Here is a 15,282-nt window from a genome sequence, read left to right as displayed (position 1 = left end):
GCGAGACACATGACTCCCGACAACGAGACAGAGATCCTCAAGGCCGTCGATGCCGTGTTCGACCGCGAGATCGAGTTTCTCGCTGAACTGACCTCACACCCGTCGACCCGCGGCAATGAGCAGTCGGCGCAGGATTTCATGGCGCGCGAACTCGGCGAACGCGGCTACGAGGTCGACCGCTGGACCATAGATGTCGCCGACATTTCCCATCTGCCGGGATTTTCGCCGGTGATCGGCAATTACCAGTATGCGGTCAACGTCGTCGGCACCCACCGGACCCGCGGCGGCAACGGCAAGAGCCTGATCCTCAACGGCCACATTGACGTGGTGCCGGAAGGCCCGCTCGACATGTGGGAGACGCCACCCTACGAACCACGCGTCGAGGGCGGCTGGATGTATGGCCGCGGCGCCGGCGACATGAAGGCGGGGCTGGCGTCGAACCTGTTCGCGCTCGACGCGCTCAGGCACTTGGGCTTCGCGCCGGCGGGTGACGTGTTCATCCAGTCGGTGGTCGAGGAGGAGTGCACCGGCAACGGCGCGCTCGCCTGTCTGCAGCGTGGCTACAAGGCCGATGCGGCGCTGATCCCCGAGCCGTTCGAGGAGAAGCTGGTCACCGCGCAGCTCGGCGTCTTGTGGTTCCAGGTGCATCTCAAGGGCATCCCGGTGCATGTCGCCTATGCCGGCAGTGGCTCGAACGCCATCGAGGCGGCGATCCCGCTGATACAGGCGCTGCACGAAATGGAGCACCGCTGGAACGAGCCCGGCCGCCGTCACGGCGCCTATGCCGGGCACAACCACGCGCTCAATCTCAACATCGGCAAGATCCAGGGTGGCGACTGGACCAGTTCGGTGCCGGCCTGGTGCGTTTTCGACGTGCGCATGGGGCTGTTTCCGGGCCAGAAGCTCGACGAGGCCAAGCGCGAGATCGAGGCGGTGCTGGCGGAAGCCGCCAAATCCCACCCGTTCCTCGCCAAGAACGCGCCGGAAATCGTCTATCACGGCTTCCATGCCGAAGGTTACGCGCTGTCGGAGGACGGCTCCGAGGATGCCTCCCGGGCGATCTCTGCGCTCGAAGCGGCACACCATACGGTCACAGGCGCGAGCCTCGACAAGCTCGCGATTACCGCGACCACCGACGCGCGGTTTTTCGGGCTCTATGCCGGCATTCCGGCGCTGGTCTACGGCCCGAAGGCCGAAGCCATCCATGGCTTCAACGAGCGGGTCGATCTCGAATCTGTTCGCCGGGTGACGCAGGCGACCGCGCTGTTCATCGCCAGCTGGTGCGGGCTGGAGAAGATCTGACCCATTCCCTTGGGCGTTTCGCCGCTCCGGCCGGATCGGCGGCGTCTCCATTTGCGATTATCTGCCGCCCGGCCGCCGGGCTTGCGCCAGCACCTCGAGAACGGCTGCCCTGACCTCTTCGTCCTGCGCCAGCACCGCCTGGCTCAGCGTGTGCAGCCGCTGCCTTGTGTCGTGCAGCTGGTCGAGCAGGTCGAGAACCACCGGCAGGGTCTCTTCCTCGACGTCCATGTCGTAGCGCAGGGTGCAGATCAGCCGGACCCGGGCGACCTGGGTTTCGCTGAAGATCGCGGTTCCCGCCTCCTCGGCGGCTTCGACCAGAGCATCGCGCATCCACCGGTCAAGTTCGTCGCGATGGAGTTCGGGGATGAGCGCAATCACCTCTTCCAGGTTTTTCATGACAGCATCTCCTTGCGGGGATTTTGGGCTTGCCTGGGCGTCCAGCCTTCAAGGAACGCCGTCAACTCCGGCTCGTCGCCCTCGGGCAGCACCACCTTGAGGCTGATGTAGAGATGGCCTCTCACCCCGGTCTTGCGGTTCTTGATGCCGCGGTCCTTGAGCCTGAGCTTGGTGCCGGTGTTGGAGCCCTTGGGCACCGTGAGGCTGACATGGCCGGTCAGCGTCGGCACCTCGATTTTTGCGCCGAGCACTGCCTCCTTCAGCGTCACCGGGACCTCAAGATGGATGTTGTCGTCCTTGCGGGAGAAATGCGCGTCCGGCTCGATGTGCAGTTCGATATAGGCATCGCCGGCGGGGCCGCCGCCATAGCCGGGCATCCCCTGGCCCTTGAGCCGCAGCGTCTGGCGGTCCTCGGCGCCCTCGGGGATCGTCACCTTCAGGGTTTTGCCGTCAGGCAGCTGCAAAGTGTTCACGCCGCCCCTGGCGGCGTCGAGGAAGGAAACGCGCAAGGTGTAGCTCACGTCCTGGCCGGGCGCTTTCATTCCGGCCTGACCGCGGCCGCGGCCGCTTCCCATGCCCCCGCCCATGCCGCCAAAGGCGCGGGCGAGGAACTCCTCGAGATCCTCATTGCTGGCAAAACCGTCCTGGCCGGCGTGGAAGCCCGAGGACTGCGGGCCGGCGTGGTCGCGATAGTATTGCTGCTGGTACGTCTCGGCGCCCGACGCATCGATCTCGCCGGCGTCGAAGCGCCGCTTGCGGTCCTTGTCCTTGAGAAATTCATGCGCGGCTGAAATGTCCTTGAACTTCGCCTCGGCCTGCTTGTCGTCGGGATGCAGGTCGGGGTGGTATTTCTTGGCGAGCTTCTTGAAGGCAAGCTTGATCTCCTGATCGCTTGCGCCTTGTTTCAGCCCGAGGGCCTCGTATGGGTTCTTCATTCGGTTCGCTCCAGCATTGGCCATCCGTCATTTCGCCGCACTCATGCCGTTTTTCGACACCTGATGTGTTCAGGGCTCCAAGTCAGCATGACCAGCATTATTTAATGTGGATTCAAGGCTTTTCTAGCACCGCCCGGTGCGGGAGCGCATTGAGCTTGATCAAGCCGCGTGTCCGCTCTGCGTGCGGCTGGCGACGCGATGGTCAGGGCTGATGCTCAGATCGCCGCGCGGCGAACGATCTCAATCGGTGAGCGCGAGAACGGCTTCCGGCGCGAAATGGACCTTGATCGTCTGGCCGTTGACCGGCGACGGCCGGGTCGGGTCGTTGAACGTGTCGAGTGACAGCGCAACGTCGCCGATCGTGAGCTTGATGCGGATGACGGCGCCGAGGAAATTGACCGATTCGATGCGGGCTTCCAGCGTCTGGTCGCCGTCGCGGTGTTCGCGCCGGATCGATTCGGGCCGGATCGCCAGGCGGATGGCGTCTCCCGGCTTGACCGAGTCGGGCAGCGTCAGGCCGGAGATCGCGGCGGATCCGACTTTCGCTTCGCCGCGGCCCAAATCGGTCACGGTCGCGTCGAGCTGGCTCAAGGTGCCGACGAAGGCTGCGACGAAGGACGTCCTCGGTTGATTGTAAATCTCGGCGGGGGTGCCGATCTGCTCGATCCGGCCCTGGTACATGACCATCACCCGGTCCGACATCGACAGCGCCTCTTCCTGGTCATGGGTGACGAAGATCGTGGTGATGCCGAGTTCCTGCTGGATGGCGCGGATTTCCTCGCGCAACGAGACGCGGATCTTGGCGTCGAGCGCCGACAGCGGTTCGTCGAGAAGCAGCACCGAGGGACGGGGCGCGATCGCCCGGGCCAGCGCCACGCGCTGCTGCTGTCCGCCCGACAGCTGCCAGGGGAAACGGTCAGCCAGTTGCGGCAGCCCGATCAGCGCCAGCATTTCTTTGACCCGCTGGTCGATGTCGGCCCGGTTCACGCCCGCAACCCTGAGGCCGAAGCCGATGTTGCCGGCCACCGTCAGGTTCGGGAACAGCGCGTAGGACTGGAACACCATGCCGATATTGCGCTGGCTCGGCTTGAGATAGGTGATGTCGCGGCCATCGATGCTGATCGAGCCGGTGCTCGGCGTCTCGAAGCCCGCAACCATCCTGAGGATCGTGGTCTTGCCGCAGCCCGAGGGCCCGAGAAACGAGACAAATTCGCCGCGTCCGACCTCGATGTCGGCATTGCGCACCACCTGCATGGGGCCGAACGACTTGGAGATGCCGTTGATGGAGAGATAGGGGGCTTCGGTCATCAGTCTTTCACCGGTATTGCTGGTTTGGGCGCGAGCCGCGCGACAAGCTGGATCAGTCCCATGCAGCCCCAGGTGATGCCGAAGGCGATCACCGCGAGTGCGGCCGGCTCGTAGGCCCGGTTGGCGCCGAGCAGCTGCATGTAAGGTCCGAAGGCGGGACGGTTGAGCAGCGCCGCCATGGTAAACTCGCCAATGACGATGGCGAGCGTGACGAAGGCGCCCGACAGAACCGCCACAAGCACATTGGGCAGGATCAGCCGGCCCAGGATCGTCACCCAGCCGGCGCCGAGCGATTGCGCCGCTTCGGTCAGGGTGGTCACGTCGATGGTGCGAAGTCCGGTGTCGACGGCGCGGTACATGTAGGGCAGCGACAGGGTGGCGTAGCCGAACATCAGAAGAATGTTGGTGCCCGTCACAGTGCCGGTCAGCGGCAGCCAGCTCGAGGTGTTGTAGAGCCTGATATAGCCGAACACCACGACGATCGCGGGGATGACCAGCGGCAGCAGGGTGACGAACTCGACATAAGGCCGCGCGCGCGGCAGCTTTAGCCGCACCCAGTAGGCGGTCGGCACCACCAGGAGAATGCCGAACAGGATGGTGAACACTGCCATGATCACCGAGTAGCTGAAGGTCTCCTGGAATTTCGGATCGGCCAGCACCCGCGCATAGGCGTCGAGCGAATAGACGCCGCGCCGCATTTTCAGCGAGAACTCGGTCATACCCATCAGCGGCAGCAGGAAGTAGAGCGTGCCGAACGCGAGTGCGGCCCAGGCGGCTATGCGCTTCATTTCTGCCACCTCTCGGAGCGGGCCCTGAGCACGATGTAGATGGTGTTGGCGATGCCGGTGACGACGATCATGCCGAAGGCCAGTGCATAGCCCAGATGCGGATCGCCCAGCACGTCGCCGCGGATCTGCGCAAACAGCAGGATCGGGACGATGTTGAGCGACGAGCCGGTGAGAGCGATGGCGGTTGCGACGGCGCCGAAGGAGTTGGCAAACAGCAGCGCCATGGTGCCGAGGATCGCCGGAAACAGGATCGGGAAGGCGACCATGCGCCAGTATTGCGGGCCGCTGGCGCCGAGGATCTCGGCGGCTTCGCGCCATTCCCGCTTCAACCCGTCAAGCGCCGGGGTGATGATCAGGATCATCAGCGGGATCTGGAAGAACAGATAGGTGATCGTCAGGCCCCAGAAGCTCAGGATGTTGAACCCGAGCAGACGCAGGTCGATGCCGAGTTGTGTCTTGAGAAACACCGTCACCAGGCCGATGGGCCCCAGCGTAGCGAGAAAGGCGAAGGCCAGGGGTACGCCGGCGAAATTGGAAGCGACGCCGGAAAAGGTCAGCAGCGGGCCGCGGATGACCTTGGGCAGGCCGCCGAGCGTCATCGCGGCGGCCATGCAGAAGCCGATAAGGCAGCCAAGCGAGGCCGAGGCCAGTGAGATCTTGATCGAAATCCAGTAGGCGGAGCGGATCGATGCGGTGTTGAGGCCGATCACGTTGTCGAATGTGAAGGCGCCATCGATGGTGCGGAACGCGCCCACTACGATGTACATGGTCGGAGCCAGCAGGAACAGCACCACAAACAGGGCGAAGGGAACAAGTCCCAGCCAGTGGAGCGGCAGTCTGCCGCTCAAGGGAACCGGCCTGTGCGTTTTGATGTCGGGGGAGGGCTGCGCGGTCATCAGGCCATGTTCGGTAAAGCGGAAACAGGATCCGCCCCGCGGGCTGCCGCGGGGCGGTTGTTCAGGTGGTCAGGTTACTGAACGTTGGCGCCGACGACGGCATCCCATCCGGCAACAACGGCTTCCTTGTTGGCGTTGACTTCGTCAAGCGTCGGGAAGTAGGCCTTTGCATAGCCTTCAGCCGGCGGCAGGGCATCGAGCAGATCCTGCGGGACAACGCCGCGGGCAACCATGTCGTTGAAGCGGATCGGGTGGCAATAGCCCTTGAGCCAACCGAGCTGACCTTCGTCGGAATAGAGGTATTCCATCCACAGCTTGGCGGCGTTCGGGTGCGGTGCGTAGGCGCTGATCGCCTGCACGTACACACCGGCGAGAACGCCCGAAGCCGGAACCACGACCTCGACCGGCGGGTTGCCGGCGAGAGTGTCCTTGGCGGCGAGTGCATTGTAGTCCCACATGGCGACGATCGGGGTTGCACCCTGTGCCAGCGTACCGGCCTTGCCGATCACGGGGACGAAGTTGCCGGCCTTGTTGAGTTCGGCGAAGAACTCGAGGCCCTTTTCGCCGGCTTCCTTGCCTGCGGCGCCGCCGTTTGCCAGACCAGCGGCGAGAGTGGCCAGGATCGCCTGGTTGGATGCGCGCGGATCACCGGCGAGCGCAACCTGTCCGGCATATTCCGGCTTCAGAAGGTCGGCCCAGTCCATCGGCGTATTGGCGACAAGATCCTTGTTCACGAGGAAGGACATCACGCCGTAATAGTCGCCGTACCAGTAGCCTTCGGCATCCTTTGCGCCATCGGGAATCGAATCCCAGGTCGAGACCTTGTAAGGCTGGACCAGGCCTTCGGACTTCGAAGCCGGACCGTAGGCGAGACCGACGTCGATGACATCCGGCGCCTGCGGACCGGTGTTGTCCTTGTTGGCGCGGATCGCTTCGAGTTCGTCGGCGGAGCCGGCGTCGGGGTTGAGTTCATTGACCGTGATTTCGGGGTACTTCGCCTTGAAACCGGCGATGACGTCGCCGTAGCCGCACCAGCTGTGCGGCAGCGCGATGGTGGTGAGCATGCCTTCGGCCTTGGCGGCTGCGACGAGCTCGTCCATGTTCTGGCTGAAGGCCGCGCCAGCAAAATTCATTGTGAAGGCCGTGGTGGTGGCAAGCACCACGCCAAGCTTTTGAAGTCTCGACATTTCGAACGCTCCTGTTTCCGCCGAAGCGGATTGATTATTATCCGCACGAGGCGGCCTCGGGTGATTTGTCACCGGGACGTCAGCACCTAAGCACCGTCGATGACGGTAGGATGACAGTCGCGATCCGACATGCCCCCGACGGCAATCCAATCGCATTTTGGGGCTTTCCGCAATAGACAACACGTTAGCCGGCTCAAGTTCAGCGCAAGCGGTGGAAAACCGGTTGGAAGACGTACCGTCAGAACCGGTTCGCCGCGCCACGAGGAGGCAGGGCGGCGCTGGCCGAAGGATACGATCCCGGCATGAGGCGACAGGCGGGTCGTTGGTGTCGTTGTTGGAAAATGGTGGGCGCGACAGGGATTGAACCTGTGACCCCTGCAGTGTGAATGCAGTGCTCTCCCGCTGAGCTACGCGCCCGTCGCCGGCCCGCAAGCTGCGGTGCGATCGGTTGAGCGGCGGTATAAGCGGTCCGCCCGGCAAAGGTCAAGCGGGAGATCGGCGGGCGGGGCGGCTTTTTTGCCAAGCTCCGGCGGGCTGGCTCAGCCAGTCCTGCCGCGCTGCGCGATCAGCTCACGCACCATCTTCGCATCGAGCTCGTCGAAATGCCCGATGATGATATCAGGGTTGAAGCTTGCGACCGGCTTGTCGGAATAGCCGAAGGGAACGGCGATTGCCGGCACCGAGGCATTCTGCGCCGCCAGGATGTCATTGACGCTGTCGCCGATCATCACCGCATTGTCCGCCTTCGCGCCGGCCATGTCGATGGTGCCGAGAATATGATCGCCATGCGGCTTCTTCACGGGGAACGTGTCTCCGCCGGTGATGGCGGCGAAGCGTGCGGTAAGGCCGAGGCTGTCGAGCAGGCGGCGGGCCAGCGCTTCGGTCTTGTTGGTGCAGACGGCAAGCTTCATGCCGTCCGCCTCGAGCCGGTCAAGCGCGTCGATCAGGCCGGGATAGGGTTCCGACTTGCCGGGCATCTCGGCGGCGTAATGGACCAGGAACGCATCGAAGGCGTTTTCCAGCTGCTCGGGCGAGGAGGGGTGGCCATGATGTGCCCAGGCCTTTTCGATCATCGCCTTGGCGCCCTGGCCGACAAGCCAGGTCATGTCGTCGAATGTGACAGGAGCGAGGCCGTTGAGACCCAGCACGTGGTTGAGACTCGCCATCAGGTCGGGCGCGGTGTGGATCAGCGTGCCGTCAAGGTCGAAGATAACCAGGGAGGATGTCATGGGTGCTCCGGGAGGAAGGGGACGGGTGGCGCCGGACGGGCGGCGCGACGCTGACTTAACAGTCAAGCAGCAACGGCGCAATCGGCGGCTTGCCGCGCCAGGATCGCCAATTTTTCCGGAAAACGGGGCTTTCTCCGCAGATTGCGGCCCTGGCCGCCGGGCCACCGGCCTGAGCAGGCATCACGGGCTTTGCCTTGCCGGGCTTCCATGCTAACAGGCGGTCCAGCATCAACAACAATGGCAGACTGGCATGGACGCCCGGCAACTCAAGATCGCAGCAGCGCAGGCAGCACTCGAACATGTCGAGGACGGAATGCGGCTCGGTATCGGAACCGGTTCGACCGCGGACGAATTTGTCCGCCTGCTGGCCGAAAAAGTCGCTGAAGGCTTTAGTGTGCAGGGGGTTCCGACATCCGAACGCACCGCACGGCTCTGCGTCGAGCTCGGGGTACCGCTCTTTTCTCTCGACGACCTGCCGGAACTCGACCTGACCATCGACGGCGCCGACGAGGTCGATGGCTCGCTCGGTCTGATCAAGGGCGGCGGCGGAGCGCTGCTGCGCGAGAAGATCGTCGCCTCTGCCTCGGCCAGGATGATCGTCATTGCCGACGAGACCAAGCTGGTCGACACGCTCGGGCGGTTTCCGCTGCCGGTCGAGATCGCGCCCTTCGGCATGACGGCGACCCGTATTGCGGTCGAGCGGCTCGCATCCCGGCTCGGCCTGACCGGCGAGATCGTCCAGCGGCCCGACAAGGACGGCCCATATCTCACCGATGGCGGCCATTTCATCCTTGATGCATCTTTTGGCCGCATTCCGGATGCAGAAGCGCTCGCAAACGGGCTCGTTGCCATCCCCGGCGTGGTCGAGCACGGATTGTTTCTCAATATGGCGGATGCCGCGATCATCGCTTCGCAAAGCGGGGCGCGGACGTTGTTCGCGAAGGATTAAACAGGAGTGAAACCGAACATGACTATCCTCACCGGTCTCAAGCGTTTCGGCGCAGGCATCATTGTGATCTCGAGCCTCGCCGTTGCGGGTCATTCGGCCGTTGCGCAGGAAGTCGGCGAGGATCACCTTGCCGCCGCGCGTACAGCGATTTCAGCCCTCGGCTCCACCGACCAGTTCGACGGCATCATTCCGGGTGCTGCCGAGCAGCTCAAGATCAACCTGATTCGGGCCAATGCCGATCTTCAGCAGGTCATCAGCGAAACCGTCGACGAGGAGGCGCTGAAGATCGTGCCGCGCCGTGCGGATCTCGAAAAGGAAGCCGCCCAGATCTACGCCAAGGCCTTCAGCAAGGAAGAGCTTGTCGCGATCGCCGAATTCTACTCTTCCGAGCCAGGCAAGAAGCTGATCGAAACCGGTCCGCTGGTGACGCGCGAGCTGATCAAGTCGGCCGATATCTGGTCTTCCGGCGTTGCCCGCGATCTGGCCGACAACGTCAACAAGGCGATCGAGGCGAAGGTGGGCGAGCGCCCGAAGCTCGACGGCGGCAACTGAGAATTTGCGGCCGTCGCATCGCCCGCTCGCGGTGATGCCAGCCATCACATTGTCGTGTTGATACGGACAAACGAGAGCCCGGGGGGAACCTCCGGGCTTTTATTTTGACCCCAGTTGGCTAAATAGGCAGCACGCAAGGCGGCATTGCCTCGCCGTTGTTTCCCGGGGGGCGCCTGCCTCAAGACAGAACACATAAAAGGAACTCCGCACATGAGCGACTTCGATTTCGACCTGTTTGTCATCGGCGGCGGTTCTGGCGGTGTCCGGGCGGCACGGCTTGCGGCGGGGCTCGGCAAGAAGGTGGCGATTGCCGAGGAATACCGCTTCGGCGGCACCTGCGTCATCCGCGGCTGCGTGCCCAAGAAGCTGTTCGTCTACGCCTCGCAGTTTTCCGAGCATTTCGAGGACAGCCACGGCTTCGGCTGGAGCGTCGGCGAGACCTCGTTCGACTGGAAGACGCTGATCGCCAACAAGGACCGCGAGATCGACCGGCTTGAAGGGCTCTACCGGCGCGGGCTGGAAAACGCGGGCGCCGAGATCATCGCCTCGCGCGCCGAGCTCACCGGTCCCAACTCGGTGCTGATCAAGGCGACGGGACAGACGGTCACGGCGGAACGGATTCTCATCGCCGTTGGCGGGCGCGCCAATCCGCATGCGGCGCTGCCCGGCCACGAGCTGTGCATCAGTTCCAACGAGGTGTTTCACCTCGAGGAGTTGCCCAAGGCGATCCTGATCGCCGGCGGCGGCTACATTGCCGTCGAATTCGCCAATATCTTCCATGGGCTCGGCGTCGACACCACGCTGATCTACCGTGGCAAGGAGATCCTGTCGCGGTTCGACCAGGACATGCGCCGCGGACTGCATGCGGCGATGGAGGAAAAGGGCATCCGCATTCTCTGCCACGAGGTGTTCGAGAAGATCGAGCGCGGTCCGGACGGCCGGCTCTTGGCGCATACCTCGGCCGGCAAGGCGCTTGTCGCCGACCAGGTGATGCTGGCGCTCGGCCGTGATCCGAACACCGAGGGGCTGGGGCTCGAGGCGGCGGGCGTGAAAACCGGCCACAAGGGCGAGATCCTTGTCGACCAGTATTCGCGGACCAATGTCGAATGCATCTATGCGGTCGGCGATGTCACCGACCGGGTGCAGCTGACCCCGGTGGCGATCCACGAGGCGATGTGCCTGATCGACACGCTTTATCACGACCGTCCGACCTCGCCGGACCACGAACTGATCGCCACGGCGGTGTTCTCGCAGCCCGAGATCGGCACGGTCGGCCTGTCCGAGGACGAGGCGTCCACAAAATACGACGAGCTGGAAATCTACCGGGCCGAGTTCCGGCCGATGAAGGCGACGCTGTCCGGCCGGGCCGAGAAGATGATCATGAAGATCGTCGTCAACGCGGCAGACCGCAAGGTGCTCGGCGTCCACATTCTCGGCCACGAGGCCGGCGAAATGGCGCAGATCCTCGGCATCGTGCTGAAGGCCGGCTGCACGAAGGACGATTTCGACCGCACCATGGCGCTGCACCCCTCGGCATCGGAGGAACTGGTGACGATGTACAAGCCGAGCTACCGGGTGAAGGGCGGCGAACGGGTGTAGCCGTCAGACCCGCTCCTCGCCCTTCAGCCAGGCGACCGGTTCCGGCCACAGCGTCTCGCGGAAGCGCGAGCGGAAGAAATCCAGGTGACCGATCGGCCCGCCGGCGGTATCCGGGTCAAGCCATCTGGTTTCCACCGGCGCGTTGACGAAGTGGCGCATGATGGCGTCGCGCGCCTCAGGCGTTCCCCACGGGTCGTCGGTCGCCCCGACCGCCAGGATCGGTGTTTTCACCGAGGCGAACAGGGATTTGGCGTCAAAGCGCGGCTCGGAGAAGAAGTAGTCCGGTTTGCGGCACCATCTGGTCCAGTCGGCGAAGACGCCGCCGGGCAGGCCGGCGCCGAGCCCCATGCCGGATGGGACCCGGCCCACGACCGAGGCGACCGGGTTGGCGACACAGTTCATCAGGGCGTAGAGTTTCAGCCCGCCGCCCAAGTTGCGCCAGTAGCCAGAGATCGTCGCCACCATCAGGTAACGCTCGAAGCGCTCGGAGACATTGCCCAGTCCCAGCGCCTGACCGCCATAGGACTGGCCGACGCCGACAACCGGATGACCCGGTGCAACGCTTTCGAGCCGGGCGAGGCTCGCGGGGAAATCCTTTATCCCCCAGTCGGCCATCGAGATTTGGCGCGGGTTGACGCTTCTGCTCACCGAGCCTCCGGTGCCGCGATAGTCATAGGTCAGCGCCGCGCGGAAGCCGTGGTCGGTAACAAGGCTTTCGGCGAATTTCTGGTAGAAGCCACGCTTGACCGCGGTGGCGGACGAGATCAGCGCCAGTGGCCCGTCGCCGGTGCCTGTCGTGAGCGTGCCTTCGAGCGGATGACTGTCTTCCGCCGTAAACCGGATGGTTTCGACGCTAGCGGAAGCTTCCATGGCCGCTGCGGGCTGAACGGCAGCGGCTGACGGACTGGATCGGGACGGCATGGCGCAAGACCTCCTGTGGCGCAGGCGGCAGTCTGTCTAACGTTTACGTTTACGTCAATTACCTGTGACGTCATTGCTGATGGTCTTCCACCGGTCCGGTTTCCTGCCGGCTTCGGCCGGACGGCAAAGCGTTCCTTCTGGAGCCCAGGCACCCCCTTGAGCATTGCCCGCGAAGTGTTCATCGTCGCGCCATGAACCGCGCCGCCTTCTTCACCCACCTCACCGAAACCGATCCGCGCCTGTTCCCCGACGGGATGACCGCCGCGCAGCGGGCAGGGCTGTCGGTCAAGCTCGACGTCTGGGCCAGATGGTATGCCGCCGAGTATCCGCTGACCTTCCTTGCGGCGGCGCTGGGGCAGATCTTTCGCGAGACCGGCGGGCGGATGGAGCCGGTGCTCGAGGCGTTTGCGCCGGACCGGGCGACCTCGGCCGAGCGGCTGCAGAAGGCCTATGACGCCGGCCGGCTCAAATGGGTGAAGCAGCCCTACTGGCTGCCCGACGAGACCGGCCGCCACCCGGTCGGCGGCGGCGACATCCAGCTCACCCACCGGCGCAACTATCTCGGTGCGGAGGAGGGGCTCAGGCGACGCTTCGGGGTGTCGGTCGGGCTCGGCGATAATTACGACCTGATCCTCGATCCGGTGGTCTCCGCCCACGTGGCCTTTTCCGGCATGATCGAGGGCTGGTTCCGGCCCCGCAAGCTCGCGGACTTCTGCTCCGGCGACACGCTCGACTACGCCGCCGCCCGCGACATCGTCAACGGCGACGCCAAAATGATCGGCGAGGAGATCGCCCGCAATTGCGAGATCTTCGAGGCGGCCTTGCGGGCGGCGGGCGCCGACCGGGATTTCGGCCCGCCGGAAAGTGCGGTCGACTGGCCGGTACCCGCCGGTGCGGATCGCGATCCGGAAGTGTCTTTTTAGATCATATCTCTATGCCAGATTTTCTGGCAGGCAGATTCGGTCCGGCCATCGCTGGAAGCAATGACGTGATGTCAACAGATCCTTCGATGAGCCGGAGATCTTGCGCGACAGTCTATTCGATGGATTTTCGGTCGTGGACTGCAACATTATGGGTTTTTCACAGCATCCGATCTTAACAAATCTTGTATACTACAATTCCGAGAGACGAGAAGGCGACCGGAAATACAATGCCAAAAGCAGTTACGCAGCGTTCGTCGGCCCTTGTCAATCATTACTCGGATAGGATGATTCTTGCCTATCGTTACGGGTCGCTGGTCTTGGCCGCTCTCGGCGCTGTGTGGGCCGTGGTCTTCTCTCTTGTCGGCTGGTGGTGGGTGGTGGCGCTGGACTTCGCGATCATCGCCTGCGGGCTTTCGATCTATTGGTTGATCCGCATCGGACATCTGACTTTCGGGTTGCTCCTGGCGCAGGTGGCCATCATCGCGATTTGCCTCATCATGGCTTTGCTGATCGATCCGCCCTCGGTCAATGGCCCTCGCGTCACCCACATCTACCTGCTCGTCGTTGCCGCGCTCGGCTATCTCAACTACCAGCGCGACGGGTCGCGAGTTCAGTTGTCCCTGATCGGCTTCTGTCTGCTGGCATTCATCGTGCTGTCGAGCGCTTCACTTTCATCCCATGCCCTTATCGAGATGCCTGACTGGCTGCGCCTGGGCGGAACCTGGTTCAACTCCTTCGTCGCCACCTCCATGCTTGCGGGCTGCATCTACGTGATGCAGGCAGAATTCAACCGCAAGGACAGAACGAGTCGCGAACTGATGGCCGCGCTCTGGAACGGCGAATTCCATCTCGTCTACCAGCCGCAGGTCGATGGCGACGGCATGGTGATCGGTGCGGAAGCGTTGCTGCGATGGAACAGCCCGAAACGCGGGCTGGTCTCTCCGGCAGAGTTCATTCCGGAAGCGGAGTCCCTCGGTCTGATGATACCCATCGGCAACTGGGTCCTGGAAAAAGGCTGCTCCACCTTGGCGGCATGGGACAGCATCCCCGGGCTTCGCCATCTCACGCTGTCGGTGAATGTCAGTGCTGACCAGCTCATGGACAAGGGTTTTGTCGAACAGGTGCGCGAAACCCTGATCACAACCGGTGCAAAGCCGCAGAAACTGACCCTGGAGCTGACAGAAAGCATCCTGGTCAGCGAAGTCGAACAAGTCATCGAAAGGCTGCGGGAACTCCACGAGATGGGAATGACCATTGCGCTCGACGATTTCGGGACCGGTTACTCCTCGCTGTCATACCTCCGCAGGCTGCCGATCCAGATGGTCAAGATCGACCGCAGTTTCGTGCAGGATGCAACGAGCGGCCAGGCAAGCGCGTCGCTCGTCGGCAATGTCGTCGCGATGGCGCAAGATCTCGGTCTCGAGGTGATCGCGGAAGGGGTCGAGACACGCGAGCAACATGCGCTGATGGCAGGTTTCGGCTGCGCCAAGTTTCAGGGCTACCTCTATGGCAGACCTGTGCCACTGGCGGATTTCGAGAGCCGGGCCGGAGACAAGGCGCTGACCACCGGCGACTGACGCCGGTTTGTTGCGCCAATTCAGTGGCTTGTGGACAGGTCCGGGCAATTCGATTCATGGCGTTGAGAGATTGAATCAAGGCCCGCAGGCAAACACCCCCATCCGCCATGCGATATGCCGCCACCGGTCCTGTTCGGGCAGCAGTGCGACCATGCGACCGGCAAGCGGTACTAGCCCTTCAGGTGCTGGCTCACCCAACCGACAATGGAGCGCGTGTCCATGGCGCCGGCCTGGCGGGCGATCTCGCGGCCATTTTCAAACAGGATGATCAGCGGGATGCCGCGGATCTGGAAGCGGTTGCCGACGGCCTGGTGCTGCTCGGTGTCGAGCTTGGCGAAGCGCACTTTCGGTGACATCTGCCTGGCGGCTTCGGCGAACTGTGGCGCCATCATCCGGCACGGCCCGCACCAGGGCGCCCAGAAATCGACCAGCAGCGGCAGTTCGTCGTTCTTCAGGTGCTTGTTGAGTTGCGCCTCGCTGATGTCGAATGGCGCTTCGGGCAACAGCTGCGCCTTGCAGACGCCGCAAGTCGGGCTTGCGGAAAGCTTTGCCGCCGGGATCCGGTTCTTGGCCTGGCAGGCGGGGCAGGAGATATGGATCGGGTCTGTCATGGTTTGCTCATTTTATGCGCGATGCGTCCGGGTGCGCAGGATTTGTCCGTGGACCAATAGATACAGCCGGCAGACCCGGTGGCATTGACGTGCGTCAAGCCCGAGGCTG

General features: G+C 63.5%; 15 protein-coding genes and 1 tRNA gene. 6 read left to right on the top strand and 10 right to left on the bottom strand.

Annotation, left to right across the window (positions count from 1 at the left end; all coding sequences use genetic code 11):
- Window positions 1-9 precede the first annotated feature (9 nt).
- Window positions 10-1,302, top strand: coding sequence for an ArgE/DapE family deacylase (locus tag O4H62_RS07750; RefSeq protein WP_269386788.1), 1,293 nt, complete (start codon window positions 10-12; stop codon window positions 1,300-1,302).
- A gap of 57 nt (window positions 1,303-1,359) precedes the next feature.
- On the opposite strand, the gene O4H62_RS07745 is transcribed toward O4H62_RS07750, so the two are convergent.
- From O4H62_RS07745 to O4H62_RS07710, 8 genes are all read right to left on the bottom strand, one after another.
- Window positions 1,360-1,698, bottom strand: a complete 339-nt coding sequence (locus O4H62_RS07745; RefSeq protein WP_269386786.1) for a chaperone modulator CbpM — start codon at window positions 1,696-1,698, stop codon at window positions 1,360-1,362.
- Entirely contained in the window at window positions 1,695-2,633 is a 939-nt protein-coding gene (locus O4H62_RS07740) for a DnaJ C-terminal domain-containing protein (protein ID WP_269386784.1), read from the bottom strand. Before O4H62_RS07740 ends, O4H62_RS07745 begins: the two co-directional genes overlap by 4 nt.
- 240 nt (window positions 2,634-2,873) lie before the next feature.
- Window positions 2,874-3,941 carry an ABC transporter ATP-binding protein gene (locus O4H62_RS07735; RefSeq protein WP_269386782.1) on the bottom strand — a complete coding sequence of 356 codons (1,068 nt, stop codon included), beginning with the start codon at window positions 3,939-3,941 and terminating at the stop codon, window positions 2,874-2,876.
- Window positions 3,941-4,729 (bottom strand): ABC transporter permease, encoded by a 789-nt coding sequence (locus tag O4H62_RS07730; protein WP_269386780.1) that lies wholly within the window; start codon window positions 4,727-4,729, stop codon window positions 3,941-3,943. The genes O4H62_RS07735 and O4H62_RS07730 overlap by 1 nt, the downstream gene beginning before the upstream one ends.
- A complete protein-coding gene (locus O4H62_RS07725) occupies window positions 4,726-5,625 on the bottom strand; it encodes an ABC transporter permease (protein WP_269386779.1) in 900 nt (299 codons plus the stop codon). The genes O4H62_RS07730 and O4H62_RS07725 overlap by 4 nt, the downstream gene beginning before the upstream one ends.
- Before the next feature lie 74 nt (window positions 5,626-5,699).
- Complete coding sequence (locus tag O4H62_RS07720; RefSeq protein WP_430538411.1) at window positions 5,700-6,758, bottom strand: ABC transporter substrate-binding protein; 1,059 nt, start codon at window positions 6,756-6,758, stop codon at window positions 5,700-5,702.
- A gap of 396 nt (window positions 6,759-7,154) precedes the next feature.
- Window positions 7,155-7,229: transfer RNA gene (locus O4H62_RS07715), tRNA-Val, on the bottom strand.
- A 122-nt stretch (window positions 7,230-7,351) separates the two neighbouring features.
- Window positions 7,352-8,041: an HAD family hydrolase gene (locus O4H62_RS07710; protein WP_269386776.1), complete on the bottom strand. Its 690-nt coding sequence runs from the start codon at window positions 8,039-8,041 to the stop codon at window positions 7,352-7,354.
- A 250-nt stretch (window positions 8,042-8,291) separates the two neighbouring features.
- Between O4H62_RS07710 and rpiA the strand changes: the two genes are divergently transcribed.
- The 3 genes from rpiA (at window position 8,292) to gor (ending at window position 11,141) form a co-directional block, all read left to right on the top strand.
- Window positions 8,292-8,990, top strand: a complete 699-nt coding sequence (rpiA, locus tag O4H62_RS07705; protein WP_269386773.1) for a ribose-5-phosphate isomerase RpiA — start codon at window positions 8,292-8,294, stop codon at window positions 8,988-8,990.
- 18 nt (window positions 8,991-9,008) lie between these two features.
- Window positions 9,009-9,542 (top strand): DUF2059 domain-containing protein, encoded by a 534-nt coding sequence (locus O4H62_RS07700; protein ID WP_269386772.1) that lies wholly within the window; start codon window positions 9,009-9,011, stop codon window positions 9,540-9,542.
- A 210-nt stretch (window positions 9,543-9,752) separates the two neighbouring features.
- On the top strand, window positions 9,753-11,141 hold the full coding sequence (gene gor / locus O4H62_RS07695) for a glutathione-disulfide reductase (RefSeq protein ID WP_269386771.1): 1,389 nt from the start codon (window positions 9,753-9,755) through the stop codon (window positions 11,139-11,141).
- A gap of 3 nt (window positions 11,142-11,144) precedes the next feature.
- Here gor and O4H62_RS07690 read toward each other — a convergent pair whose 3' ends face one another.
- The gene (locus O4H62_RS07690; RefSeq protein ID WP_430538410.1) at window positions 11,145-12,011 is read right to left on the bottom strand and encodes an alpha/beta hydrolase family protein; all 867 of its coding nucleotides are present in this window, start codon (window positions 12,009-12,011) and stop codon (window positions 11,145-11,147) included.
- Window positions 12,012-12,253: 242 nt separating this feature from the next.
- On the opposite strand from O4H62_RS07690, the gene O4H62_RS07685 reads away from it, so the two are divergent.
- A complete protein-coding gene (locus tag O4H62_RS07685; RefSeq protein WP_269386768.1) occupies window positions 12,254-12,985 on the top strand; it encodes a hypothetical protein in 732 nt (243 codons plus the stop codon).
- Between the two features lie 227 nt (window positions 12,986-13,212).
- Window positions 13,213-14,562: a putative bifunctional diguanylate cyclase/phosphodiesterase gene (locus O4H62_RS07680; protein ID WP_269386767.1), complete on the top strand. Its 1,350-nt coding sequence runs from the start codon at window positions 13,213-13,215 to the stop codon at window positions 14,560-14,562.
- Window positions 14,563-14,732: 170 nt separating this feature from the next.
- Here O4H62_RS07680 and trxC read toward each other — a convergent pair whose 3' ends face one another.
- Window positions 14,733-15,173 (bottom strand): thioredoxin TrxC, encoded by a 441-nt coding sequence (gene trxC / locus O4H62_RS07675; protein ID WP_269386765.1) that lies wholly within the window; start codon window positions 15,171-15,173, stop codon window positions 14,733-14,735.
- Window positions 15,174-15,282: the final 109 nt, after the last annotated feature.

This window comes from Parahoeflea alexandrii, assembly GCF_027214025.1.
GTDB classification, from domain to species: domain Bacteria; phylum Pseudomonadota; class Alphaproteobacteria; order Rhizobiales; family Rhizobiaceae; genus Hoeflea; species Hoeflea alexandrii_A.
Note: the sequence above shows the minus strand (reverse complement) of the source record. Positions and strands in the feature narration are given on the sequence as shown.